General features: G+C 37.3%; 24 protein-coding genes. 14 read left to right on the top strand and 10 right to left on the bottom strand.

The genetic code is table 11. From position 1 onward, the window contains the following. Both VLZ86_RS00545 and VLZ86_RS00540 read left to right on the top strand, forming a co-directional pair. Positions 1-196: WbqC family protein (locus tag VLZ86_RS00545; RefSeq protein WP_325447629.1), on the top strand; the 196-nt coding region annotated here is incomplete at its 5' end. Continuing rightward, positions 196-510, top strand: a complete 315-nt coding sequence (locus VLZ86_RS00540; protein ID WP_325447627.1) for a DUF6122 family protein — start codon at positions 196-198, stop codon at positions 508-510. The genes VLZ86_RS00545 and VLZ86_RS00540, both read left to right, overlap by 1 nt. A 167-nt stretch (positions 511-677) precedes the next feature. Here the strand turns inward: VLZ86_RS00540 and VLZ86_RS00535 are convergent, their stop codons facing one another. The 7 genes from VLZ86_RS00535 to VLZ86_RS00505 all read right to left on the bottom strand — a co-directional run bounded on the left by VLZ86_RS00535 (position 678) and on the right by VLZ86_RS00505 (position 7,365). Further along, a complete protein-coding gene (locus VLZ86_RS00535; protein WP_325447625.1) occupies positions 678-1,712 on the bottom strand; it encodes an endonuclease/exonuclease/phosphatase family protein in 1,035 nt (344 codons plus the stop codon). A 5-nt stretch (positions 1,713-1,717) separates the two neighbouring features. Further along, positions 1,718-2,590 carry a rhomboid family intramembrane serine protease gene (locus VLZ86_RS00530; RefSeq protein WP_325447623.1) on the bottom strand — a complete coding sequence of 291 codons (873 nt, stop codon included), beginning with the start codon at positions 2,588-2,590 and terminating at the stop codon, positions 1,718-1,720. After that, positions 2,587-3,408, bottom strand: a complete 822-nt coding sequence (locus VLZ86_RS00525) for a rhomboid family intramembrane serine protease (protein WP_325447621.1) — start codon at positions 3,406-3,408, stop codon at positions 2,587-2,589. The genes VLZ86_RS00530 and VLZ86_RS00525 overlap by 4 nt, the downstream gene beginning before the upstream one ends. 29 nt (positions 3,409-3,437) lie before the next feature. Next, positions 3,438-5,288 carry a DNA mismatch repair endonuclease MutL gene (mutL, locus tag VLZ86_RS00520; RefSeq protein ID WP_325447619.1) on the bottom strand — a complete coding sequence of 617 codons (1,851 nt, stop codon included), beginning with the start codon at positions 5,286-5,288 and terminating at the stop codon, positions 3,438-3,440. Then, positions 5,288-5,569 (bottom strand): riboflavin synthase subunit beta, encoded by a 282-nt coding sequence (locus VLZ86_RS00515; RefSeq protein WP_325447617.1) that lies wholly within the window; start codon positions 5,567-5,569, stop codon positions 5,288-5,290. Before VLZ86_RS00515 ends, mutL begins: the two co-directional genes overlap by 1 nt. A 541-nt stretch (positions 5,570-6,110) precedes the next feature. Next, positions 6,111-6,593 (bottom strand): 6,7-dimethyl-8-ribityllumazine synthase, encoded by a 483-nt coding sequence (gene ribH / locus VLZ86_RS00510; RefSeq protein ID WP_325447615.1) that lies wholly within the window; start codon positions 6,591-6,593, stop codon positions 6,111-6,113. 4 nt (positions 6,594-6,597) lie between these two features. Beyond that, entirely contained in the window at positions 6,598-7,365 is a 768-nt protein-coding gene (locus tag VLZ86_RS00505) for a tetratricopeptide repeat protein (protein ID WP_325447631.1), read from the bottom strand. Positions 7,366-7,499: 134 nt separating this feature from the next. Between VLZ86_RS00505 and recF the strand changes: the two genes are divergently transcribed. The 4 genes from recF (at position 7,500) to VLZ86_RS00485 (ending at position 9,966) form a co-directional block, all read left to right on the top strand. Continuing rightward, positions 7,500-8,579: a DNA replication/repair protein RecF gene (gene recF, locus VLZ86_RS00500; protein WP_325447613.1), complete on the top strand. Its 1,080-nt coding sequence runs from the start codon at positions 7,500-7,502 to the stop codon at positions 8,577-8,579. Between the two features lie 96 nt (positions 8,580-8,675). Continuing rightward, positions 8,676-9,095 (top strand): lipocalin family protein, encoded by a 420-nt coding sequence (locus VLZ86_RS00495; protein ID WP_325447611.1) that lies wholly within the window; start codon positions 8,676-8,678, stop codon positions 9,093-9,095. 79 nt (positions 9,096-9,174) lie between these two features. Further along, entirely contained in the window at positions 9,175-9,471 is a 297-nt protein-coding gene (locus tag VLZ86_RS00490) for a DUF721 domain-containing protein (protein ID WP_129016796.1), read from the top strand. 303 nt (positions 9,472-9,774) lie between these two features. Then, positions 9,775-9,966, top strand: coding sequence for a cold-shock protein (locus VLZ86_RS00485; protein ID WP_027125508.1), 192 nt, complete (start codon positions 9,775-9,777; stop codon positions 9,964-9,966). Between the two features lie 128 nt (positions 9,967-10,094). Here the strand turns inward: VLZ86_RS00485 and VLZ86_RS00480 are convergent, their stop codons facing one another. Next, on the bottom strand, positions 10,095-10,514 hold the full coding sequence (locus VLZ86_RS00480; protein WP_325447610.1) for a nucleoside-diphosphate kinase: 420 nt from the start codon (positions 10,512-10,514) through the stop codon (positions 10,095-10,097). Between the two features lie 184 nt (positions 10,515-10,698). Between VLZ86_RS00480 and VLZ86_RS00475 the strand changes: the two genes are divergently transcribed. From VLZ86_RS00475 to VLZ86_RS00465, 3 genes are read left to right on the top strand one after another with little or no spacing between them, the layout of a single operon-like run. After that, positions 10,699-11,715: a bifunctional oligoribonuclease/PAP phosphatase NrnA gene (locus tag VLZ86_RS00475; protein ID WP_325447609.1), complete on the top strand. Its 1,017-nt coding sequence runs from the start codon at positions 10,699-10,701 to the stop codon at positions 11,713-11,715. Further along, positions 11,712-12,260, top strand: a complete 549-nt coding sequence (gldI, locus tag VLZ86_RS00470; RefSeq protein ID WP_325447608.1) for a gliding motility-associated peptidyl-prolyl isomerase GldI — start codon at positions 11,712-11,714, stop codon at positions 12,258-12,260. The genes VLZ86_RS00475 and gldI overlap by 4 nt, the downstream gene beginning before the upstream one ends. Positions 12,261-12,264: 4 nt before the next feature. Then, a complete protein-coding gene (locus VLZ86_RS00465; protein ID WP_325447606.1) occupies positions 12,265-13,428 on the top strand; it encodes a peptidylprolyl isomerase in 1,164 nt (387 codons plus the stop codon). 112 nt (positions 13,429-13,540) lie between these two features. Here VLZ86_RS00465 and VLZ86_RS00460 read toward each other — a convergent pair whose 3' ends face one another. Continuing rightward, positions 13,541-15,001 carry an aminoacyl-histidine dipeptidase gene (locus VLZ86_RS00460; protein ID WP_325447604.1) on the bottom strand — a complete coding sequence of 487 codons (1,461 nt, stop codon included), beginning with the start codon at positions 14,999-15,001 and terminating at the stop codon, positions 13,541-13,543. Between the two features lie 165 nt (positions 15,002-15,166). On the opposite strand from VLZ86_RS00460, the gene VLZ86_RS00455 reads away from it, so the two are divergent. The 3 genes from VLZ86_RS00455 to VLZ86_RS00445 all read left to right on the top strand — a co-directional run bounded on the left by VLZ86_RS00455 (position 15,167) and on the right by VLZ86_RS00445 (position 20,670). Then, a complete protein-coding gene (locus tag VLZ86_RS00455) occupies positions 15,167-16,234 on the top strand; it encodes a DUF3810 domain-containing protein (RefSeq protein ID WP_325447602.1) in 1,068 nt (355 codons plus the stop codon). A gap of 82 nt (positions 16,235-16,316) precedes the next feature. Continuing rightward, positions 16,317-19,283, top strand: coding sequence for an amidohydrolase family protein (locus VLZ86_RS00450; RefSeq protein ID WP_325447600.1), 2,967 nt, complete (start codon positions 16,317-16,319; stop codon positions 19,281-19,283). Between the two features lie 85 nt (positions 19,284-19,368). Continuing rightward, positions 19,369-20,670: an amidohydrolase family protein gene (locus VLZ86_RS00445; protein WP_325447598.1), complete on the top strand. Its 1,302-nt coding sequence runs from the start codon at positions 19,369-19,371 to the stop codon at positions 20,668-20,670. A gap of 500 nt (positions 20,671-21,170) precedes the next feature. On the opposite strand, the gene VLZ86_RS00440 is transcribed toward VLZ86_RS00445, so the two are convergent. After that, positions 21,171-21,974: a DUF6503 family protein gene (locus tag VLZ86_RS00440; RefSeq protein WP_325447596.1), complete on the bottom strand. Its 804-nt coding sequence runs from the start codon at positions 21,972-21,974 to the stop codon at positions 21,171-21,173. A gap of 350 nt (positions 21,975-22,324) precedes the next feature. On the opposite strand from VLZ86_RS00440, the gene VLZ86_RS00435 reads away from it, so the two are divergent. After that, a complete protein-coding gene (locus VLZ86_RS00435) occupies positions 22,325-23,122 on the top strand; it encodes an RNA methyltransferase (protein WP_325447594.1) in 798 nt (265 codons plus the stop codon). Positions 23,123-23,160: 38 nt separating this feature from the next. After that, positions 23,161-24,040, top strand: an 880-nt coding sequence (locus VLZ86_RS00430) for a M48 family metallopeptidase (protein ID WP_325447592.1), incomplete at its 3' end; no start/stop codon positions are given.

Here is a 24,040-nt window from a genome sequence, read left to right as displayed (position 1 = left end):
CCTCAATCCTGCACAAGAAAAAGATTACAGATATTTAGTTGACCACAGAAAAGAAACCGAACAACCACTCAAACCCTACGTTCAGGTATTTGATGACAAGCACGGATTTATTTCAAATTTGAGCATTCTTGATTTAATTTTTAATGAAGGTCCGAATGCCTTATTGTATCTTGAAAAACAACAATTACCTCTATAATGCTGCAATCGTTTACACATTACGGAATTCATTTTGGCTTACCCTTGGTGGTGGCATTTTTCTTTTTTAGATCCAACTGGAAATCTGCCTATTTGATCATGATTGCCACCATGCTCATTGACCTAGATCATCTTTTGGCAACTCCGCTTTTCGATCCTGGACGCTGTAGTATTAACTTCCATCCATTTCATACTTATTACGCGATGATTGTATATGTTGGATTTTTATTTTTCAAGAAAACTAGAATTTTAGGCATTGGACTGGTCATCCATATCCTTGCAGATGCAACGGATTGCTGGATGATGACGTTGTGAATTCAAGATTCAAGATTTTTAAAAATAAAAAAATAGTCGTGGAAATGTTAATTTCGCGAAGTTGTTTCCGCGAATATTTGCGGAATCCGCGAGACAAATTCAATCGAATAATTATAACTAAGACTGCTGACTGCCAACTGAAGACTGAAAACTGCCCACTGAACCTCCTAACTCCCAACTTGTTTAACTTTCACCTTACTCATAATCGGGAAGTGGTCTGAAAGTTTGACATCAAAAGTTCTAAATCCGTTGATTTCAAAATGGTCATCCACCAAAATAAAATCGATCCGCACCGGAAAGAATTTAAAATCGAAAGTCCGTCCAAAACCATTTCCAGCTTCTACAAAGGCATCTTTAAGATCGTTTCCTTTAATTTCCTTGTAAACATAAGAGTAGGCTGTATTGTTGAAATCGCCACAAACTATCGTCTTAAAAGCGCTCTTGGCCTTATGTTCCAAAAACAGATCAGCTTGGGCCTGCTGCAGCCTAAAAGTGCTACCCACACGTCTAAATAAGTTTTCCGCCGCTTCATTTTTCAAAGGGTCGGTATTCGCATCAACTTTTAAGGATTGTAGATGTACATTATAGATCCTAATCGTATCCCTTCCTCTCACAACATCTGCAAAAATAGCATTGTTATAGGTATTGGGGAATTCAATGGAACCTGTATTGATAATTGGAAACTTTGAAAATATGGCCTGGCCGTTTTTAATTTTTTTTCCACTAACAGCTTCAAACCTATAATAGCCTTTTAATACCAATCCATCATCAGGTCTATATTCCTGCATGCTAATGATATCTGGTTTCTTATCATCAATAAATTGACTGATTTCTTTGGTCGCTTCAATATCTGGAATCCATTTAAAAACATTGAACAAACGCACATTATAGTTCATAACGGCTATATTATCAACATCATCAACTTGTTTTGATCCAGATAACTTATACAAGGATGCCACATGATTAAAACCTATAAGAAGGACTATCAAGGATAAAAGCAGCTGTTTTTTGACCTTTAAAAGCCAATAAATTACAAATAGTAGATTGACAATAATTAAAAAAGGAACCGTAAGGCTTAAAACAGATAAAAAAGCAAAACGTTTGGGCTCAATGTATGGCAAGATATAAGCCAATAAAAGTAAAGTTGCCGCAATTGAATTGAAGAAAAACAAAAGCTTATCAATAAGATTCAGTTTTTTCATGGTTATTAATCTTTAGCTTTAAATAAAAAAGCTTTTTCTTCTTCCGTCAGGCTTTCATAACCACTTTTACTGATTTTATCTAGAATGAGATCGATTTGCTTTTGCTTACTAAACTCTTTAAACTCTGATTTATTATGACCTGCAACCGTGCTTGATTTTTTTCTATAAACTGTTTTTAAAGGCGATTTCTTTCCTCCTTTAAAAAGATTAGTAAAATAATCCATAAGTTTCTCGAACCCCTTTCCTATGTCATGACCTTTGATCAATTGATTGGCATAAAAATAGCCCAAAGCAACCCCACCCAAATGGGCAATATTACCACCTTGGTTTGACCCAAAAAGACCAATGAGGTCAAAAATCACCAGGGCAACACCTAGATGCCATAATTTTATATTGAAAGCAATCATTCGTACCTGAGTATTTGGCATGTAGGCACATAAAAAAATCAATAATGCCCTAACACCTGCAGACGCACCAACCAAAGCCCCAGCTGGTTTCAAGAAATTTTGAGGCAACACATTATAGGCAAAAAGAAAAAAGAGTCCGCCCATTATAATGCCTAAAAAATAAATGTTCAAAGTAAGTTTAGGACTGAATAGATTGAGCATCATTTGCGAAACAAAGTAAAGCACCATCATATTAAACAGGAGATGTAAAAACCCGTAATGGGTGAAGCCATAGGTGATAATACTCCAAGGTCTGAAGATAAAATCACCAGCGTCCTTAGGCAGTTCCAACCAATATAGGCTCCCGCCAATCTTTACAATCATTGAAAGCAGCAGCCCAACTATAAAGACCACCACATTTATGGCAATTATCTTTTCAAGTACATTGAGGGTTCTCAACTTCTGCTGAAGATCTTGATTTAATGATTTCATCTATCCCAACGGTTTTTATTGAACTGTGTTTTTTTCCAATACCACATTATCAAAAAGCCCGTGAGCGCCCCACCAACGTGTGCCATATAGGCTGTATTGCTTGGGCTGAAAAATGACTGTCCAGAAATAGCAGAAATAACATCTAAAAGAATGATGCCGGGAATAAAGTATTTCGCCTTGATAGGAATAGGTAAAAATATCAACATCAATTTAGCCTCAGGATTCATCATCCCAAAGGCTGCCAAAACTCCCATAATACACCCCGATGCTCCAACCATACTTGCGCTAGCGGCAACATTCATTTCAAATAGCGCACCAAACGTTTGGTTAGTAAGGACATTAGGATTCACATTATATTCTGCAAATAAAGGAATTAATTTATTCTGAAATAGCTGGCCCTTGATATATCCACCTTCTACCGCATTTATATTGGCAATCTTATGAATGAGGTCAGAACTTAAATTTAGATCTGCAATATGTTGATACGCATTATAATACTCAAAATAGTTATAGCCTAATTGAAATAAAACCGCTCCCAACCCTGCCGATATGTAAATAAACAAGAACTTTTTAGAGCCTAATTGTTGTTCTACAGCAACACCAAACATCCAAAGCGCAAACATATTAAACAACAGGTGCATCGTGTTGCCATGCATAAACATATGCGTGATAATTTGCCAGATCTTAAAGGAATCGTTTACAGGAAAATGTAGTGAAAACCAATTGTAAAATATGCCGTTTTGTATGGTAAGGGTCCCAATAAACATCAGTACGTTGATGATGAGTAAATGCTTTACCGTATCTGTAATTCCTCTCATTCTTGTTAAATCTTTTCTTTTAATTAAAATTACATAAATTTTCTGTCAACCTCATCAATTGACAACGTAATAAATGTGGCTCTATTGGTGGGTGAAACAGATGGTTCTTTACAGGCAAATAGGCTATTCACCAAGTGTTCTTGTTCTAAATTTGACAGGGATTGTCCTGTTTTTATAGCCAAACTTTTCGCCATGGATTTTGCTAATAAATCTGTGGCACTAAAATGGCTATCGGGAACTTCCTGCTCTACATCGCTAATAAGCTGCTCTAAAATCATGGCAACCTCGCTATCGGGCACATTGATTGGTAACCCGGTAATTTCAACCTGATCTTCATCAATAGTCGAAAAAACGAATCCTGTAGCTTCCAAATCGTCCTTCAGCTGCCTCAAAATGGTTAATTCTGAACCTGTAAAATGCAATTGCAGCGGAAACAACAATTGTTGGCTCACCGCTTCCTTGACCGTCATACTTTTCAACAATCCTTCATATAAAATACGTTGGTGCGCTCTATTTTGATCGATCATCAACATGCCAGATTTTATGGTGCTGATGATGTATTTGTTTTGAAGTTGATAGGTGCTTTGCGTAGTTTCAATTTGAGATTTGTCATCAAACAAAGACGATTTTTCAGGTTCACTTTCAAATTCTACCTGACTGAAATCTTGAGTATCCCGCGTGCCTTTTGACTCCAATCCAACGTACAAACTATCCCAATTGTTGGGGGTTTGCTTTCTAAATGCGGTGACTTGCTTGCCAGCAACACGCTCTTCACGAAACGGATTGTAATTCCTGTCCACTTCAACGGTTGGCGTTGAAGGGCCTTTATCCTTATAATTATAGGGCGTATCCAAATTGGTGTCATAGTCAAAATCTAAAACTGGCGCAATGTTGAATTGCCCTAAACTATGTTTTACAGACGATCTCAAAATAGCATATAGCGTATGTTCATCGTCAAATTTGATTTCTGTTTTTGTGGGATGGATATTAATGTCAATCGATTTTGGATCGACCGTTAGATTTAAAAAATATATGGGATGATTTCCGTCTTTGATCAAGCCTTCAAATGCTGCGTTGATGGCATGGTTGAGATACGGACTTTTAATAAAACGATTATTAACAAAAAAAAACTGTTCTGTCCTACTCTTTTTTGCGAACTGCGGCTTGCCCACAAATCCTGAAATGGTCAAGACTTCAGTGGTTTCCTCAACTGGAACGAGTTTCTCATTAGTCTTCATTCCGAAAATATTGACCACGCGTTGACGGTAATTACTTTCGTGCAAATTAAAAAGTTCGCTACCATTATGGTACATGGCAAAAGCAACTTTCGGGTGTGCCAAAGCCACACGATGGAATTCATCAATAATATGTCGCAATTCGACCGTATTCGATTTTAAAAAATTACGGCGTGCTGGAATATTAAAAAATAAATGTTTTACGGCAATTGATGTGCCGGTTGGTGTTACGGTTACTTCTTGAGTTTTAATTTCACTCCCTTCAATGTTTATGAGCGTTCCAAGCTCATCTTCAGCCTGTTTTGACCTCAATTCTACATGGGCAATTGCAGCAATACTTGCCAAAGCCTCGCCTCTAAATCCTTTGGTATTCAAACTGAATAGATCATCTGCCGAACGGATTTTTGAAGTGGCGTGACGCTCAAAGCTCAATCGCGCATCGGTTGCACTCATCCCTTTCCCATTATCAATCACTTGAACCAAAGTCTTGCCAGCGTCCTTGATAATCAACTTGATCATTGTAGCATCAGCATCAATAGCGTTTTCCATCAATTCCTTGACCACAGAAGCGGGACGTTGTACGACCTCTCCTGCTGCAATTTGATTAGCAACATGATCTGGTAAAAGTTGAATAATATCTGACATTAGCCCTTTGGAAAGAATATTGACAAATCGAAACCGATGATCAATAGAAAAATGAATATTAAAATTCCAATGATTATAAGAGTTCTCCTGTTGACCGAAGCATCAGGTGAATTTTTATAGTCATCCCAAGCGTTTTCGAATTTACCTTTTAAGCCCACTTTTCCAACCGTCTTTCTGTGCTCTTCAAATTTATGCTTGATCTCAAAAGGATTCTCCTCACCTTTATAGTAGCGAGGGGTATAGCTAAATTTTTTATTTTGACGTGTTTTAAAGATGCTCATAATTTCTAAATTTCGTAGTTACTTAAAACATACCAAATAACAATTACCATACCCAAAAAAATCAGGAGCATAGGTAATGTTCGCGCTTTTTTCTTGCGCTGTGTTTTTTGACGCCATTTAGGCTCAAATTCACTTGAATTGTCCTTATGAAGCTCTTTGAGATGTCGTGGCGTGTAACTGAAACGTTTAGGTTGACGCTGTTTAAATAAATTCACTGTTGAACGCTTTGCCTTTGTGAACTTCAAATGTACTCAAAATACGAGGAAAAACGATGCATTTACTGCTAAAAATTGTTAATGGAAGAGTGGGAAGCTTGAGGCACGAAATTGGAAGTTGGGATGACCGATGACGGGTTACCGAAGACGGGTAATGACCAGTTGCAAATAACAGTCTGTTGACTTTTCATTGTCGACAGGTTTGTAAACAAATATTTTATCGAGACTCTGCTAAAAAACAAAGCTATTGAAACCCTTTTGGAAAGAATCTACTAACCCCGAATACTGAGGACCGCCAACTGAAGACTGAAGACTGAAAACTGAACTCAACGCTGACGCAACGCCGCCATCTTGATCGCAACTACAGCAGCTTCAACACCTTTATTGCCGTGTTTCCCTCCTGATCTGTCTATAGATTGTTGCATAGTGTTGTCAGTAAGCACACAAAAAACGACGGGAGTGTCATGCAATACATTTAAATCTTTGATACCAAGTGCAACGGCCTCACATACAAAATCAAAATGTTTAGTTTCACCTTGAATCACGCACCCTATGGCAATCACTGCATCAACCTTTTGGTCTTGCATCTTTTTGCTGCCATAAATCAATTCATAACTTCCCGGAACATGCCAACTGATGATGTTTTCTGCCAACACTCCATGTTGGGATAAAGTGTCAAGAGCGCCTTTATGAAGATTATCAGTGATATTATGGTTCCATTCTGAAACAACAATCCCAAATCGAAAGTCCTTCGCATTTGGGATTGTGTTTTTATCGTAATCTGATAAATTTTGTTTTTTTGCTGTCATTGGTCTACAAACTTGCTTGTGCTTTTCCAATAAACACATCAATATTGCTAGCCTCACTAGAGTTTGGATAGCTTTCTTTTATGGTTGTAAAGTGATCAAGTGCTTTTTTGGTTTTACCTAAATTAAGTGCCACGCTTCCGGCTTTAAACAAAAACATTGGCGTAGTGTAATCATTTTTGTTCATGTTCGCCGCTTTTTCATAGTAATTCAAAGCGTCTTCTGGCTGATTCAATTGAACAAATGCATCTCCAATTCTTCCATTGGCAATAGGTCCCAACATTTTATCTTTACTTGAAAATTTACCCAAATACTTAACAGTGTTTGTGTAATCGTTCAAACTATAATAGGCCATTCCAGCATAATAGTTAGCCAAATTGGCCGCTGGTGTTCCGCTATATTCATTAATAATATCCAACATTCCATATTTCCCTTCACCTCCATTTAGAGCTAAGTTGTATAATGAATCTTTTTCTGCTGCACCATTAAGGGCTTGCTCAAAATATTGTTGTGCTTTGAACATTTCGTTCATAGCCTCACTGGCCTTAGGTTCTGCAACAAATTTGTTGTAAGCCAAATACCCTAAAACAACAACTACAATAGCCGCAACCGCACCAATAATATAATTTTGGTTTTTAACTGCCCATTCTTCAGTTCTTGAAGCGGACTCATCTAAAGTATTAAATACCTCAGCCGTTGTTGAGTTTTCTTCTAAAGCTTCTGTCTTTTCAGCCTTTGTTTTCGGTTTGTAACCTCTTTTCTTATAAGTTGCCATATCGTCATAATTAATGCGCCGCAAAATTAAAATTTTTATTGGTATATAAAAGGTATATTATTTGTTATTTTTCAATAATTTGCACTTCCTTTCGCAATGTTGACAAACAATCTTACTTAAAAGCGAAATTTTACATGATTTTAAACTCACTTTCATTACTCAATTATAAGAATTTTGACAGTCAGAACTTTATCTTCGACCATAAGATCAATTGTTTTGTAGGCGCCAATGGCATAGGAAAGACCAACGTTCTGGATGCTATTTATCATCTCTCTTTTGGGAAAAGTTACTTCAATCCAATTGCGTCCCAAAACATTAAACATGGTGAGGACTTTTTTGTTGTGGAAGGCATTTTTGAAAAAGATAATCGTGAAGAAAAGATTCTAGTTTCACTTAAAAAGTCGCAAAAAAAGATGATTAAGCGAAATTCTAAAGCTTATGAGCGATTTAGCGACCATATTGGCTTCATTCCTTTGGTCATTATTTCTCCCGCCGATAGAGATTTGATCATTGAAGGCAGTGAGACCAGACGGAAGTTTATTGATAGTGTGATTTCGCAAAGCGATAAAAACTACCTCAATCAACTCATTAATTACAATAAAATTTTACAACAGCGCAACGCCCTGTTGAAATACTTTGCGTTGAACAATACGTTTAATGCACAAACCTTGGAAATCTATAATGAGCAGTTGCATAATTTTGGCTCAGAAATATTTACCATACGGAAAGCATTTCTGGAAACCTTTATCCCAATTTTCAAAACGCGTTACAATGCAATCAGTAATCACCAAGAACCAGTTCACCTCAGTTATAAAAGTGATTTGTTTGATAACGATTTGAATTCACTTTTAAAAATCAACATCAATAAGGATAAAGCGCTTCAATATACCTCTGTTGGGATTCATAAAGACGATCTAAGTTTTGAAATTGACGATTTTCCCATTAAAAGATTTGGAAGTCAGGGCCAGCAAAAATCCTTCTTGATTGCCTTAAAATTGGCGCAATTTGATTTTATCAAACAGAAAAGTGGGGTCTCTCCTATTTTGCTTTTAGATGATATTTTTGATAAATTAGATGAAAATCGCGTGGCACAAATCATTGAGCTGGTCAATAATGAGAATTTCGGCCAACTTTTTATTAGCGACACGCATGCCGATCGAACGGAAGCGATCATCAAACAAGTCCATCAATCTTATAAGATCTTTAAGCTGTAATGAAAAATTCCAATATTTAAAATTTACTATTCCAATCGCGTTAAATATTTTGGAGTTTTGTACTCGAATTTTGAAAATTAAATGTTTAAAAACACTATGAAAAAATATACAATTTTAATTTTTAGTCTTATTTTATTAAGTTGTTCCAAAGATCCAAATTCTTTAATCAAACATTTAAACGGGTATTGGGAAATTGATGAAGTGATTATGGCAGATGGTTCTAAACGTGAATACACTTATAACGACACGGTAGACTTTCTTAGCATTTCCGACAGTTTAACAGGATTTAGAAAAAAAATGAAACCAAGTTTTGACGGGACCTACACAACTTCTGACGACTCTGAGAGCCTAAGCTTAAAAATAGAAAATGACAGTTTGCACATGTATTACACGACCCCATTTGCCAACTGGAAAGAAACTGTTTTAGATGCTACCGATGAAAAACTTCTAATTATAAATGAGCAAAAGATAAAGTATCTTTATAAACGTTTCGAACCTATTAATGTCGAAAAATAAAATTTCCTGTATGTCGACAGGCGGCAAATAACAGATTCAAAAAAACTGAGTTCCAAAGAGCAAAATAACAGATTCCAAAATGGCAAGACGCAACAAAGACAATCTATCAATCAGTGACCTTCTCAAAGAATTTGTAGACACCAATAGACTTCAACCAGGTTTGGATAAAGTAAATGTCAAGGACGCTTGGGCTCAAATGATGGGAAATGGCGTCAACAATTATACCACCGCCATACAATTGGAACGCGACACCCTTTATGTACAACTTAGCTCTAGCGTATTAAGGGAAGAACTCAGCTATGGCAACCAAAAAATTATTAAAATGCTAAACGAAGCCCTTGGCAAAGAGGTGATAAAAAAATTGGTACTTCGCTAAAATAGTCTTCTGTTATTCTATAATTTACCCGTGTATTGAAGTGCTATGACTAGTTATAGACATCAAATGACCTTTAATAAATATCTCATTTGATGTTTTAAGACCTACCATTTATTATTAAGTCAATCAAAACGAACTAAACCATGAGTTCGTCTAAAATTCGGACATTAAGCTTTGTCAAACAGGGTGTTTGAACAAAATTATCTTGCCATTCATAAAAAAACATGGTCTAAAAAGTACTTTGTATCCTTTTTGGCACTATCTTTGAACTATTATATACAATTAATTTAATATTTTATTACAATGAGTAAAGGAACAGTAAAATTTTTCAACGATGCTAAAGGCTTCGGTTTTATCGTAGAAGAAGGAAACAACAAAGAACATTTTGTTCACATTTCAGGATTAATCGACGAAATTCGTGAAGGCGATGAAGTTGAATTCGATCTTACAGAAGGAAAAAAAGGATTAAACGCAGTTAACGTCAAAGTTATCTAATATATAAGCTTTTTTAAATGATAAAGCCCCGCAACTGATGTTGCGGGGCTTTTTGCTTTTAAATGTGTAAAAAAAAAGACTTGAAACAAATCGTTCCAAGTCTTTTCTATTTAAGAATTTTAAATCTATTAAAACATTTCTCTTCCAGCAAAATGGAATGCGCTTTCAATAGCAGCATTTTCATCACTGTCACTTCCATGTACTGCATTTTCTCCAATAGAAGCAGCATAGAGTTTACGGATAGTACCTTCCGCCGCATCAGTAGGATTTGTAGCCCCGATCAAGGTTCTGAAATCTTCAACAGCATTATCTTTTTCCAAAACAGCAGCCACAATCGGTCCGCGTGTCATATATTCTACTAATTCGCTATAAAAAGGTCTTTCGCTATGTATAGCATAAAAGGCCTTTGCATCAGCAGTAGTCATATGAGTTAATTTTAAAGCCACAATTTTAAAGCCCGAAGCACTTATCTTATCCAAGATTGCGCCAATATGTCCTTTTTCGACTGCATCTGGCTTGAGCATTGTAAACGTTCTGTTAGTTACCATATTTATAATTTAATTAATTCTGATTAATATTAGGAATGAGGATTCTTTCTTCCTTATTCTCTACTCTCTATTCTTAATACTTGATGCTTGATTCTTACAAGCCACTCATATATTTCGTGCAAAAGTACGGCATTTATCACTAAAACCATAATATGAAACTTAAAAAATTGTATCTTCGCACGCTATGACAGAACAGGATATCAAAGAAATTAAGGCCTTATTAATTGCGCCAAAAAACATCGTCATTGTGCCACATAAAAACCCTGATGGAGACGCTATGGGTTCCACATTGGGCCTATACCATTATCTTATTAAGAACGATCACAAAGCGACAGTTATCGCCCCAAATGATTATCCAGACTTTTTGAAATGGCTCCCAGGTCAAGACAAGGTCATCATTCATGAATCTGATAGAACCACGTCCGAAAGCCTTATAGAAAGTGCAGATCTTATATTTACATTAGATTTTAACGCGCTTCATCGCGCTGGAGAAATGGAAACGGCTTTGGCGAATTCCAAAGCTATAAAAATCATGATTGACCACCACCAACAACCTGACACTTATGCGAAATACATGTTTAGTGAGGTGTCCATGAGCTCTACTTGCGAGATGGTGTATCGTTTTATAGACCTGCTTGAGGATAAGGATGATATTGATGGTCAAATTGCGACCTGCCTCTATGCGGGGATTTTAACAGATACAGGATCATTTAGATTTCCGTCGTCTACAAGTACAACTCATTTAGTGGCCGCTGATTTGATTGATAAGGGCGCTGACCATGCTGAAATATATAATTCCATTTACGACACCAATAGTTATGAACGCCTCCAATTGTTAGGTGTAGCGCTTAAAAACCTAAAGGTCATACCTGAATATAGAACGGCATATATTACCCTCTCACAAGAAGAATTGAATGCTGCCAATTTCAGAAAAGGTGATACAGAAGGCTTTGTAAATTATGGTCTATCCATCAAAAATATTATTTTTGCAGCAATATTTATTGAACATAAACAAGAAGGTATCATTAAGATTTCCTTGCGGAGCGAAGGTGATTTTTCCGTCAACGAATTCTCGCGACAAAACTTCAGCGGTGGTGGGCACACCAACGCCGCGGGTGGCAAAAGCGACCTCAGTTTAAGTGATACCGTTGAAAAATTTATTAGTATATTACCACGTTATAAAAACACCCTAAATTCATGACAAGAACCATTCTTATCATTCTCGTCTTAGCCCTTGGCGTCAGCAGTTGCAAGTCTCCTGAAGCTAGAAGGCCAATTTCACAAAAATCAGGTTCCTTCATAAAAATCTCCGCAGAACGCAACAAAAAGCTAAATACTGAGGAGCTAGCACAAATTCAAAACATCATCGAAAAAGACACTTCAAAGACGTATATCGCGTCAGAAAGTGGTTTTTTTTACTATTATAATACTAAAGTTGAAAAAGACACCATCACCCCTACTTTTGGTGATATTGTCAATTTTGATTACGATGTCAAAGACATCAATGGCAACGATATTTATTCTGACAATGAAATCCATCCGCGTGATTATGCCATGGATCAGGAAGAAATATTTACAGGATTGCGAGAAGGTTTAAAATTGATGAAACCGGGTGAAACCGTCACTTTTTTATTTCCATCCCAAAAAGCTTATGGTTACTATGGTGACAAAAACAAAATTGGCACCAATACTCCAGTCATCTGCGAAGTAACCGTAAATTCAATTATTCAAAACCAAAACGATTAAAACTATGCGATTGATTAAAAAGGCATTTGGCCTCGTATTATTAATGCTTCTTGTATCGGCAACCGCCTGCAAGGACAAATATCCAGATTTAGAAGATGGATTGTACACTGAAATTATCACCAATAAAGGCACGATGGTCCTCCGCTTGGAATACCAAAAAGCTCCTGTAACTGTGGCGAATTTCGTTTCTTTGGCCGAAGGCACCAATACGCTTGTGGACAGTGCCTATATTGGTAAAAAATTCTACAACGGATTGATTTTTCACAGAATTATTGACGAGTTTATGATCCAAGGTGGTGACCCTACAGGAACAGGAAGTGGCAGCCCAGGATATAAATTCAACAACGAAATTTCTGAAGATCTTTTGCATGATAAAGTAGGCACTTTATCTATGGCAAATTCAGGACCTAATACAAATGGAAGCCAATTTTTTATCACTGAAGGTGCAACTCCTAATTTAGATGGCGGCTACAATGTTTTTGGATATTTAGTTATGGGAGAAGATGTTTTGCACACCTTGGCGGGTGTAGAAACTTCAAAGCCTGGTGACAAACCTTTAGAGGATGTGATCATGGAGGAAGTCAACATTATCCGAAAAGGTAAAGATGCCAAAAACTTTAATGCACCGGTCATTTTTAAGGATCATTTTGCTGATGCTGAAAAAGCCGAAAAAGAGCGTTTTGCGAAAGAGGAAGAAGCACAAAAAATAAGAGCTGAAAAAAGTGCCGCAGCTGCAGCTGACATGAAACCGGCATTGGAAACTTATGAAGGTAAATCAAAAACGTTGGCTTCAGGTCTTAAAATGTTTACTATTACCAAAGGAACTGGGGCAAAACCAAAAGCTGGCAACACTGCTATGCTTAATTATCAAGGCTACTTTACGGATGGACGTCTTTTTGATAGCAATATTAAATCGGTAGAAGAGAATTATGGCGCATATAACCCGGATAAGGACCAAAGGCAAATGTACAACCCAATGGCAATGAAAATTAGTCCTGATGCACAAATGATTCCTGGTTTTAAAGAAGCAGTCAATCACATGCAAGTTGGCGACAAATCGTTCTTCTATTTACCATCACATCTGGCTTATGGCGAACGTGGTTTTAGAATGATTCCACCTAATACAGATTTGATTTTCATCATTGAAATGGTAGAAATTCAAGACTAAAATTTAAAAAGTCCATTTCATATCTTGGAAAATAAAAAAGCAGCGTTGAAAATTTTCATCGCTGCTTTTTTATGTGTAAATGTGAATTTTTACTTAATACTTAATAAAAACCCTACTTTTTAGGAATATTCTTCAAAATCTCCAAAACAAATTTCCAATATTTCTGTGTTGATGAAATTTGGGCACGTTCATCTGGAGAATGCGCACCCTTAATATTAGGACCAAAACTAATCATATCCATCTCCGGATAATTTTGTCCTAAGATTCCACATTCCAATCCCGCATGACAAGCCGCCACATGAGCTTCTTTACCATTTAAATCTTTATATAGTTTTGACAACACTTTTAGTATTGCCGAATCCATATTGGGCTTCCAACCAGGATAATCACCGTCAAAGTTCACCTCACATCCAGTCAATTCAAAAGTAGCACGTAGCATATTGGCCAAATCCCATTTTGAACTCTCCACAGAAGATCGAGTTAAACACATAATTTTGATGTCGCCATCTTTTACAATCACTCGCGCAATATTATTTGAGGTTTCTACCAAGTCAGGAATATCAGGACTCATTCTGTACACCCCATTACAAGCGGCATAAAGCGCGTGCGTCAGACCTTCTTGAACACCTAAGTCCATCATCAATTCTGGAGTTTCTGTTTTGGTGATCTCTATGGTCAGATTTGGCTCCATGGTTTTTAATTCGGTTTTGATATCGTCAATAACCTCCTCCATTTCAGTTTCAAATGCCGCCGCACTTATGGCATCTACCGCTACAATCGCATTACTTTCCCTGGGAATAGCATTGCGGAGACTTCCGCCATCAATTTCAGAAATACGCAATCCGAAGTTTTCAAATCCGTCAAACAGTAAACGGTTCATCAGCTTATTGGCATTCCCAAATCCTTTATGGATATCCATTCCTGAATGGCCACCTTGTAACCCTTTTACGCTAATCTTATACCCGGTTTTAAATTCAGGAACTTCCTCTTCCTTATAGGTTCTTGTGGCTGTCACATCAACTCCTCCTGCACATCCAACGCCAATTTCATCATCTTCTTCAGTATCGAGATTCAAAAGAATATCGCCTGTTAACAATCCGCCTTCCAATCCTTTGGCACCCGTCATTCCGGTTTCTTCATCAATGGTAAACAACGCTTCAATAGCAGGATGCGGAATGTCAGTACTTTCTAAAATGGCCATAATTGTTGCAACACCCAATCCATTATCAGCACCAAGCGTTGTGCCTTTGGCCTTAACCCAATCCCCATCAACATACATTTCTATGCCTTGGGTATCAAAATCAAATTGGGTATCATTATTCTTTTGGTGCACCATATCCAAATGCGATTGCATCACCACGGTTTTACGGTCTTCCATTCCAGCAGTGGCCGGTTTTTTGATGATGACATTGCCCACCTTGTCTTCTAAGGTTTCCAAGCCTAATTTCTTTCCGAAATCTTTCATAAAGGCAATCACGCGTTCTTCCTTTTTTGAAGGTCGTGGGACGGCATTTAAATCGGCAAACTTATTCCAAAGCACTTTAGGCTCTAATTGTCTTATATCTTTATTCATATGTTGGTGTATATTATTCTTTATTGGTCCTATGTAATTCGCAAATCTTCATTCATTTTTGTGCCCGAATTTTTAGTCATGCTCATTTCATACGTCTATTTTATGTTGTTGTACAAAGGTAGGGATTCATAGAGGTTTTATAAAACTATTTTCTATTTTTGAGGCATGCGCAAACACACCAAATTCATTATTGCCCTATCCCTGATCTTACAGATTTTGCTCATAAAACTATTGGCAAATTTTCCGAATTTTGTTGAGGACTATTACAGCAACGGTATTTATCAATGGATTTCAAAAGGAATGCATTTTGTATTTGGATGGATTCCATTTTCGGTTGGTGACCTTCTTTATACCATTGCAGGTATTTACATCCTTCGATGGTTTTTCAAGAATAGAAAACGACTACGAAAGGATACCAAGAATTACTTTTTGGATATCCTATCGGCGGTTTCTGTAGGATATTTTGCTTTTCATATCCTTTGGGCTTTTAATTATTATAGACTACCCTTGCACCAATCGTTAAACATTGATAACGATTATTCTACAGCACAATTAGTGAAATTTACCGAAGATCTCATTTTAAAAACAAATCTCATTCATGGCATCATCGAAAAGAATGATACCACCATGGTTGTGATGCCATATACCAAACGTGAACTTATTAAATTGGCGCCAAAAGGCTATGACCAACTTGCCAAAGAATATCCAAATCTGGCTTATTGGCCAAGTAGTTTGAAACGATCTATTTATAGTTTGCCTTTGACCTATATGGGTTTTAGTGGCTATTTGAATCCGTTTACCAATGAAGCGCAAATTGATGGGCTCATTCCCACTTACAAATATCCAACCACTACAAGTCATGAAATAGCGCATCAATTAGGCTACGCCGCAGAAAATGAAGCCAATTTTATTGGTGCCATGGCGGCCATGAAACATGAGAATATTTACTTTAATTACTCTGGATATTCCTTTGCCCTGAGGCATTGTTTAAACGATCTCTATTTGAGAGACCCCAATAAATATGAAGAACTTATTATGAAAGTCAATATTGGGGTTTTAAAAAATTATGAGGAAATGCGCCTGTTTTGGCGATCCTATGAAAATATTTCAGAAATTTTCTTTAAAAAGACCTACAGCGGATTTTTAATGGCCAACAATCAAAAAGGCGGCATTGAGAGTTATAGTTATGTAGTAGCACTTTTAGTCAACTATTTTGACGAGAATCCACTATAAATTGTTAAAACTATCTTAATAACCTGCTAAAATCTCGATATTCTTTATCTTTAGAACTCAATTTCTAACTAATCTCAACCCTATGATTAAAACAATTTTGACCTTTATGACGTTCGTGTGCAGTTTTTCAATTCTCGCACAGGACTACTTTCCAAAAAACGATGGTGTAACGACTAGAAACACCAATTACACCGCAATAACAAATGCAAAAATCTATGTAACTCCCACTCAAGTGATTGAGAAAGGCACCTTACTGATTAAGGATGGTAAGGTGGTAGCTTCAGGAACTTCGGTAAACATCCCGAAAAACTCGACGCAAATAGATGCAACTGGTAAAAGCATCTATCCTTCTTTTATTGACATGTATTCTGATTTTGGAATTGAAAAACCAAAACGCCCGGCTGGCGGCAGAAGTTCTCAATACGATGCCTCACGATCTGGCTATTATTGGAATGACCATATCATGCCAGAGAATAATGCCATTGACCAATTCAAGTACGATTCCAAAAAAGCTGAGGACTTGATCAAAGCGGGCTTTGGTGTCGTTAACACACATATTCAAGACGGTATCGTTCGTGGAACGGGGACTTTGGTGGCCTTAAATTCAAACGACGATAATGCGATGCGTATTCTGGATGCGAAATCGGCACAGTACCTTTCATTCAATAAGAGTGTTAAATCCAATCAGGCTTATCCTTCTTCAATTATGGGTAGTATGGCCTTATTGCGTCAATTATATTATGATGCCGATTGGTATGCCAAAGGCAATATAGCCACTAAAGACCTTTCAATTGAAGCCTTGAACAACAACAAATCCCTAGTTCAAATCTTTGAGGCAGGCAGTAGAGCCAATAATTTACGTGCTGATAAAGTAGGTGATCTTTTCAACATCCAATATGTTATTTTGGGTGGTGGCGATGAATATGAGCGTATGGATGAAATCAAGGCCATGAACGCGCCAATGATCATCCCTATTAATTTTCCTGATGCTTATGATGTTGAAAATGCGTTTTTAGCTTCTACCCTTTCAGTTCATGACATGAGAGCTTGGAATCAAAAACCGACCAATCCCAAACTATTGGCAGAAAACAACATCACATTTGCTTTCACAACGCACGATTTAAAATCGGCCAAAGAATTTAAATCAAATTTATTGAAAGCTATTGAAGCGGGACTTTCCAAAGAAAAAGCTTTAGAGGCTTTAACTACTGTTCCAGCCCAATTATTAGGAAAATCAGACAAAATAGGGTCTTTAAAAAATGGTACTTACGCTAATTTTTTGATCACTTCAGGCGATATTTTCGATAAGAAAACAACGCTTTATGAAAATTGGGTTCAAGGCCATAAAAACACCATTGAAAACAGAGATACTGTTGATATTACTGGGAAATATGAGTTTACTCTTGCGGGCGAAGTTTACGAAATGACCCTTTCGGGGGAATTGAGCAAGCTGAAATCAGAAATCACTGCCAATAACAAAAAACGTGGTTCAAAAATAGCTTATGCTGATGATTGGGTGAATATTGCTTTCACGACGCAAGACAGTACAAAACAAGAATTTGTGAGGGTTATTGCGAATGTAGACCCTAATAAAAACCTAACTGGAAGAGCCATTTTGCCAAGTGGTGCTGAAATGGGCTTCTATGCAAAACAAACAGAAGTTAAAAAAGATGCGGCTTCGAAAAAAGAGGATTCTGATGAGGATAAAAAAGATGCAGTTGCCAGCGTATCTCCAATCACCTTCCCTAATAATGGCTACGGATTTGAAACATTGCCCAAGACTGAAACCTTGTTGTTTACAAACGCCACTGTTTGGACCAACGAAAAGGATGGTATTTTAGAAAACACCGATGTCCTTATCAAAAATGGTAAGATTGCTAAAATTGGAAAGAATTTATCTGAACGTGGCGCAACATCCATTGATGCCACTGGCAAACACTTGACCGCCGGTATTATTGATGAGCATTCACATATTGCTGCGGCGTCCATCAATGAAGGTGGGCAAAACTCATCGGCAGAAGTGACTATTGAAGATGTACTTGATGACACAGATATCAACCTCTACAGAAATTTAGCTGGCGGTGTCACCTCCATTCAAATTTTACACGGTTCGGCAAACCCAATTGGAGGCCGCTCTGCCATCATCAAACCAAAATGGGGACATGCAGCCAAGGATTTGATCATTACCAACAGTCCGAAGTATATTAAATTCGCTTTAGGTGAAAACGTTAAACAATCTAATTGGAGCGGTGGTAGATTTCCTCAGACTAGAATGGGTGTTGAGCAAGTGTATGTCGATTATTTTACAAGAGCAAAAGAATATGAAGCGCTTAAGAAAAGTGGCAAACCATACCGAAAGGATATCGAAATGGAAACACTTGTAGAAATCCTGAACGGTGAACGTTTTATCAGTTGCCACTCTTATGTACAAAGTGAAATCAACATGTTTATGAAAGTTGCGGAACAATTCAACTTCAAAATCAATACGTTCACACATATTTTGGAAGGTTATAAAGTAGCCGATAAAATGCTAGAGCACGGTGTAGGTGGTTCAACCTTTGCGGATTGGTGGTCCTATAAATATGAGGTTAATGATGCCATTCCTTACAATGCCGCAATTATGCATGATGTAGGTATTACCGTTGCCATTAACAGTGATGATGGTGAAATGAGCCGTCGATTAAACCAAGAAGCTGCAAAAACCGTGAAATACGGTGGAGTAAGTGAAGAAGAAGCATGGAAATTTGTCACTTTAAATCCTGCAAAATTGTTACATATTGATGATCGCGTAGGCAGTATAAAAGTTGGTAAAGATGCCGATGTGGTACTTTGGACGGACCATCCTTTGTCGATTTACGCCAAAGCGGAAAAAACGATTATTGAAGGCATCACTTATTTCGATTTAAAGCGTGATGAAATGATGAGAGCACAAATCAAAAAAGAAAGAAGTGAACTCATCAATGACATGTTACAAGCCAAAAACAAAGGTTTGAAGACGCAGCCAATTAAAAAGAAAGAAAAGGAGATGTTCCACTGTGACTCGGAATAGTTAAGAGTTCAGAGTTTTAAGATGAAAATTAAAAAATTCGCGCATTCGTGCCCAATTAAAATTATACAATGAAAATAAGTTTCATATGAAAAAAATAACAAACATACTCATAGCAATTTTGTGCACCTCCTTTGGATTTGCACAACAAACACCTGCATCTAAGCAATCCCAACCCATTGCTATTACCGGTGCTACCGCACATTTAGGCAATGGGCAGGTTATTGAAAACAGCCTGATCATTTTTAAAGAAGGTAAATTAACCACAGTGTCAAATGCATCACAAACAGATCTTTCTGGAATGGAAGTCATCAAAGCCGATGGTAAACACGTTTATCCAGGTTTTATCGTGCCGTCTTCTACTTTGGGCTTGACAGAGATCGATGCCGTAAAGGCCACCGTTGATGAAAGCGAGATTGGAGAAATGAATCCGCATATCAGAAGCATCATAGCTTATAACGCCGAGTCTAAAGTTATCGAATCCATGCGCCCAAATGGGGTATTGATGGGACAGATTGCGCCACAAGGCGGTCGTATTTCCGGAACTTCATCAGTTGTACAATTTGATGCTTGGAACTGGGAAGATGCTACCGTTAAAGTGAACGATGGCATTTATTTGAATTGGCCCAGTAGCTTTACTCGCGGCAGATGGTGGTTAGGAGAAGACCGAGGGTTAAAGAGCAACGAGAAATACAAAGAACAAGTGGATGATGTCACCGCATTTTTTAATGAAACAAAAGCGTATGCGGCAGGAAACAAAACCACGACTAATTTACCGTATGCAGCCACCCAAGGCCTATTTGATGGTTCAAAAAAATTATATATCAATGTAGATGACGAAAAGGGCATTACAGACGCCATTCATTTTGCTAAAAACAACAAGGTGCAGCATCTGGTCATTGTTGGCGGCAGTGAGTCTTATAAAGTAGCCGATTTATTAAAACAACACAACATTCCGGTCATTGTACAACGTATACATTCACTACCTTCAAAAGAAGATGATGATTATGATTTGCCGTATAAACTGGCGACTTTATTAGTAAATAAAGGCGTTTTGGTAGCTCTAAATGCCAACGGATCCATGGAGCGTATGAGTTCTAGAAACTTGCCATTTTATGCAGGAACTACGGTTGCCCATGGCTTGGATAAAGAAGAGGCTCTAAAACTCATTACCTCAAACACCGCCAAAATATTAGGCATCGATAAAGATTACGGCACTTTGGAAGAAGGTAAAAGCGCCACATTATTTATTAGCGAAGGAGATGCATTGGACATGCGTACCAATCAATTGACCCATGCGTTTATTGATGGTCGTTTGATAAGTTTAGAAACGCACCAAACGAAATTGTACCATCGTTATGATGATAAATATAAAGCTGAGAAGAAATAAGGAAATGGGGAACTTGAAGCATGGAGCTTGAAGTTGGCTGCTTTCTGTTTAAAAAAAATAAATCTGTCATTCTCGACGTAAAGAGAGTGACAGATTTTATTTTTATGGGTTAAAAATGATGGAGAAACACTCAATAATGAATTCTATCGAGATATCTATTATAAGTAAAACAGGTCCTTGTTCTTTTGCAATAGCTCTTAGCCGTGTCAAATAATTAGAAGTGAAAGCACGGTGCAATTAAGTACATTCCAACCCATTCGTTCAGATAGATTTCAACTTTATTTGAGACCAATGAAGGAAACTCAATACAAATAAAGTTTCTTTAGCAATATGAAAACTTATTTAATTTGTTAATCTTGTTCAAAATTTCAGAGATTATAATTCTCTTATCTACTTTTTTATTTAAAGGACTTATTTTATAATTTTTCACAATCAAGTCTTTGTTCCCCGCCTGCCGGCAGGTAAGTTGATTCTATAAGCGGAAGCGGTCTTTGTTCTATTTACTGAATCATCTCCGCACCCTCTGGTCGGCCATAAACTCTCGAGTCCATTACTACCGTTGTTAACATCGGGCTTACAAATTTTGTTTCACTTTTTACGGTAGTTGGTTTGTTATTCTCCACATTATACCACACCATAGTTTCAGGCAATAATAAGCCTTCAACCTCTTGCCAATTACTATATTTGATATAATGAAAGTCTTTACTTTTTTCGTCTTTACCAAAAGTTACGGTGTAAGCTAACCAAGCCATTTTATTGGTTTCTGGATCATAATACATGATATACTCATCATCTGGAGACTCTCCCACGCCACTTTCGTACGAAATTTGAATGCCCGGATAGGTTTTACCTTCAAAATCTAAAGGTTCAGCTTCTGCATACATAATACCATCATCGGCCAAGACAAAGGGCATGGCATAAAAATAAAACATCAAATTGTAGTAAAACTTCGGATCACCTTCATATGTGGTGTTGTCTCTATTCTTCATCCAAAGCACTTCGCCATCAAATCCAATGGTGTGTTTTGGCATTTCTATCAACGTATACCGATCCTTTAAATCGGTAGTTGTGATTTCATAACCGCCCGGCTTTTCAACGGAGAATTCTAAAGTAGCCATCTCGTTCCAAGCATCAAGTCCGCCGTGGGCATCAAAAACTTTGGTAATATTTTCAGGATAGGCACTTGTGGTGACATCGAGTTCTTCATCTATATAAGGCTCGCTTTCAACTTTTGATTCTGGAGTTTTGTCTTTACAAGAGACCATGAATGCGATAAGCATCACTAAATAAAAGGTGTTTTTCATATGAATTTCATTTTTTCATTTTCATTCCCCCCACCGATCTGTCGGCAAACCGACAAGAGGAATAGTATTAGTGTTTTAGGGTTCCGAAAAAACGGAAACAAGTATAATTAAATCGATGACAAATTAAGGATTATAAAATTAGGTAAAAACAGAAAAAGATAGGTATCCCAAAACTTTTGCTAACAACACGTTAAAAATAGACGCCAAAGAATCAAAATCAGTGTGTATTTTTCGAATTGGTGCCTAAAATTAATTCCTTGCACTAGCATATTCTCCCTTCAATTCTTCTTGAATATGAGATTTGTTCTTTCATATTCAGTAAATTTGCGACAGCAAAATACTATTAATCTGTGAATAAAGAAATAACTAGCGTTCAAAATCCTTATATCAAAGAACTCTATCAGCTCAAAGAAAAGTCCAGGGACCGTAAAAAATCGGGATTGTTTTTAATTGAAGGTGCACGCGAAATTGGTTTGGCCATTAAAGGCGATTATCATATTGAAACCATTTTGTATTATCCTGAGTTATGTTCTGAAATTCAGCTAAACAGTCTAAAAACCCATCAACTATCCATCATACAGATCTCAAAGGACGTCTATCAAAAACTGGCGCACAGAGACACAACTGAAGGCGTTATTGCCGTGGCCAAAACGAAATCACACGATTTAAAAAATATCGTATTTAAGTCGGAAAACCCATTAATTCTGGTAGCAGAAGCCCCTGAAAAGCCAGGTAATATTGGTGCGCTCCTAAGAACTGCAGATGCCGCCAATGTTGATGCGGTTATTATTGCCAACCCCAAAACCGATTTGTACAATCCTAATATCATCCGCAGTAGTGTGGGTTGCATTTTTACAAATCAAATTGCTATGGGGTCCACCTCTGAAATTATTGCCTTCTTAAAAGAAAAGCAGATTTCAATTTATTGTGCTGCCTTACAGGCCTCTGAAATATATACCAGTCAAGATTATACTAACGCAACCGCAATTGTGATGGGCACCGAGGCTACAGGTTTGAGTGACGAATGGCTAAAACAATCCACCCAAAACATTATCATTCCCATGCAGGGCGAAATTGATAGCATGAACGTGTCCGTTGCGGCAGGAATCCTTATTTTTGAAGCCAAAAGACAACGAAATTTTTCCTGATAATTGCAGACTGACGACTGCTTACTGAAGACTAAGAAATGACTCCTACCTCCCTATTCTACATCATCATCGCCATCATCATTATCGATTTTATAGTCGACAAAATTTTGGATGCCTTAAATGCGAAACATTATAATGATCCGATTCCTGAGGAATTGACGGATGTATATGATCAGGCGGAATATCAAAAATCACAGGACTATAAAACCACCAACTATAAATTTGGGCTGATTACCTCCACGTTTTCATTGGTATTGACTTTAGTCTTTTTAGGGTTTGATGGTTTTGAATTTGTCGATACTATCGCACGAAGTTATAGTGATCATCCTATCATTATTGCATTGATCTTCTTTGGGATCATCATGTTGGGCAGTGATCTCATTAATACGCCATTTTCCTATTATCAAACCTTTGTTATTGAGGAACGCTTTGGTTTCAACAAGACTACAAAAGCTACCTTTATTATGGACAAACTTAAAGGTTTGCTGATGATGGCTCTTATTGGCGGTGGTCTTTTAGCATTGATCATTTGGTTTTACGACGTGACTGGAACCCACTTTTGGCTGTATGCTTGGGCACTGGTAGCGGTATTCAGTATTTTCACCAATATGTTTTATGCACGCCTTATCGTCCCAATATTCAACAAGCAAACACCGTTGGAAGCTGGCGACTTAAGAGATAAGATTTCAGCATATGCCAATTCTGTAGGTTTTAATCTTGATAAAATATTTATCATTGATGGTTCCAAACGCAGTACCAAAGCGAATGCTTATTTCTCAGGATTTGGCAGTGAAAAACGCGTCACCCTCTACGATACTTTGGTCAATGATTTGGAGGACGAAGAAATTGTTGCGGTTTTGGCACATGAGGTTGGGCATTATAAAAAAAAGCACATTATCTTTAATCTGATTGCCTCAT

The sequence above is a fragment of the Gelidibacter sp. genome, assembly GCF_035515035.1.
Classification (GTDB): Bacteria; Bacteroidota; Bacteroidia; order Flavobacteriales; family Flavobacteriaceae; genus Gelidibacter.
This window is presented reverse-complemented; position numbering and strand designations above follow the sequence as displayed.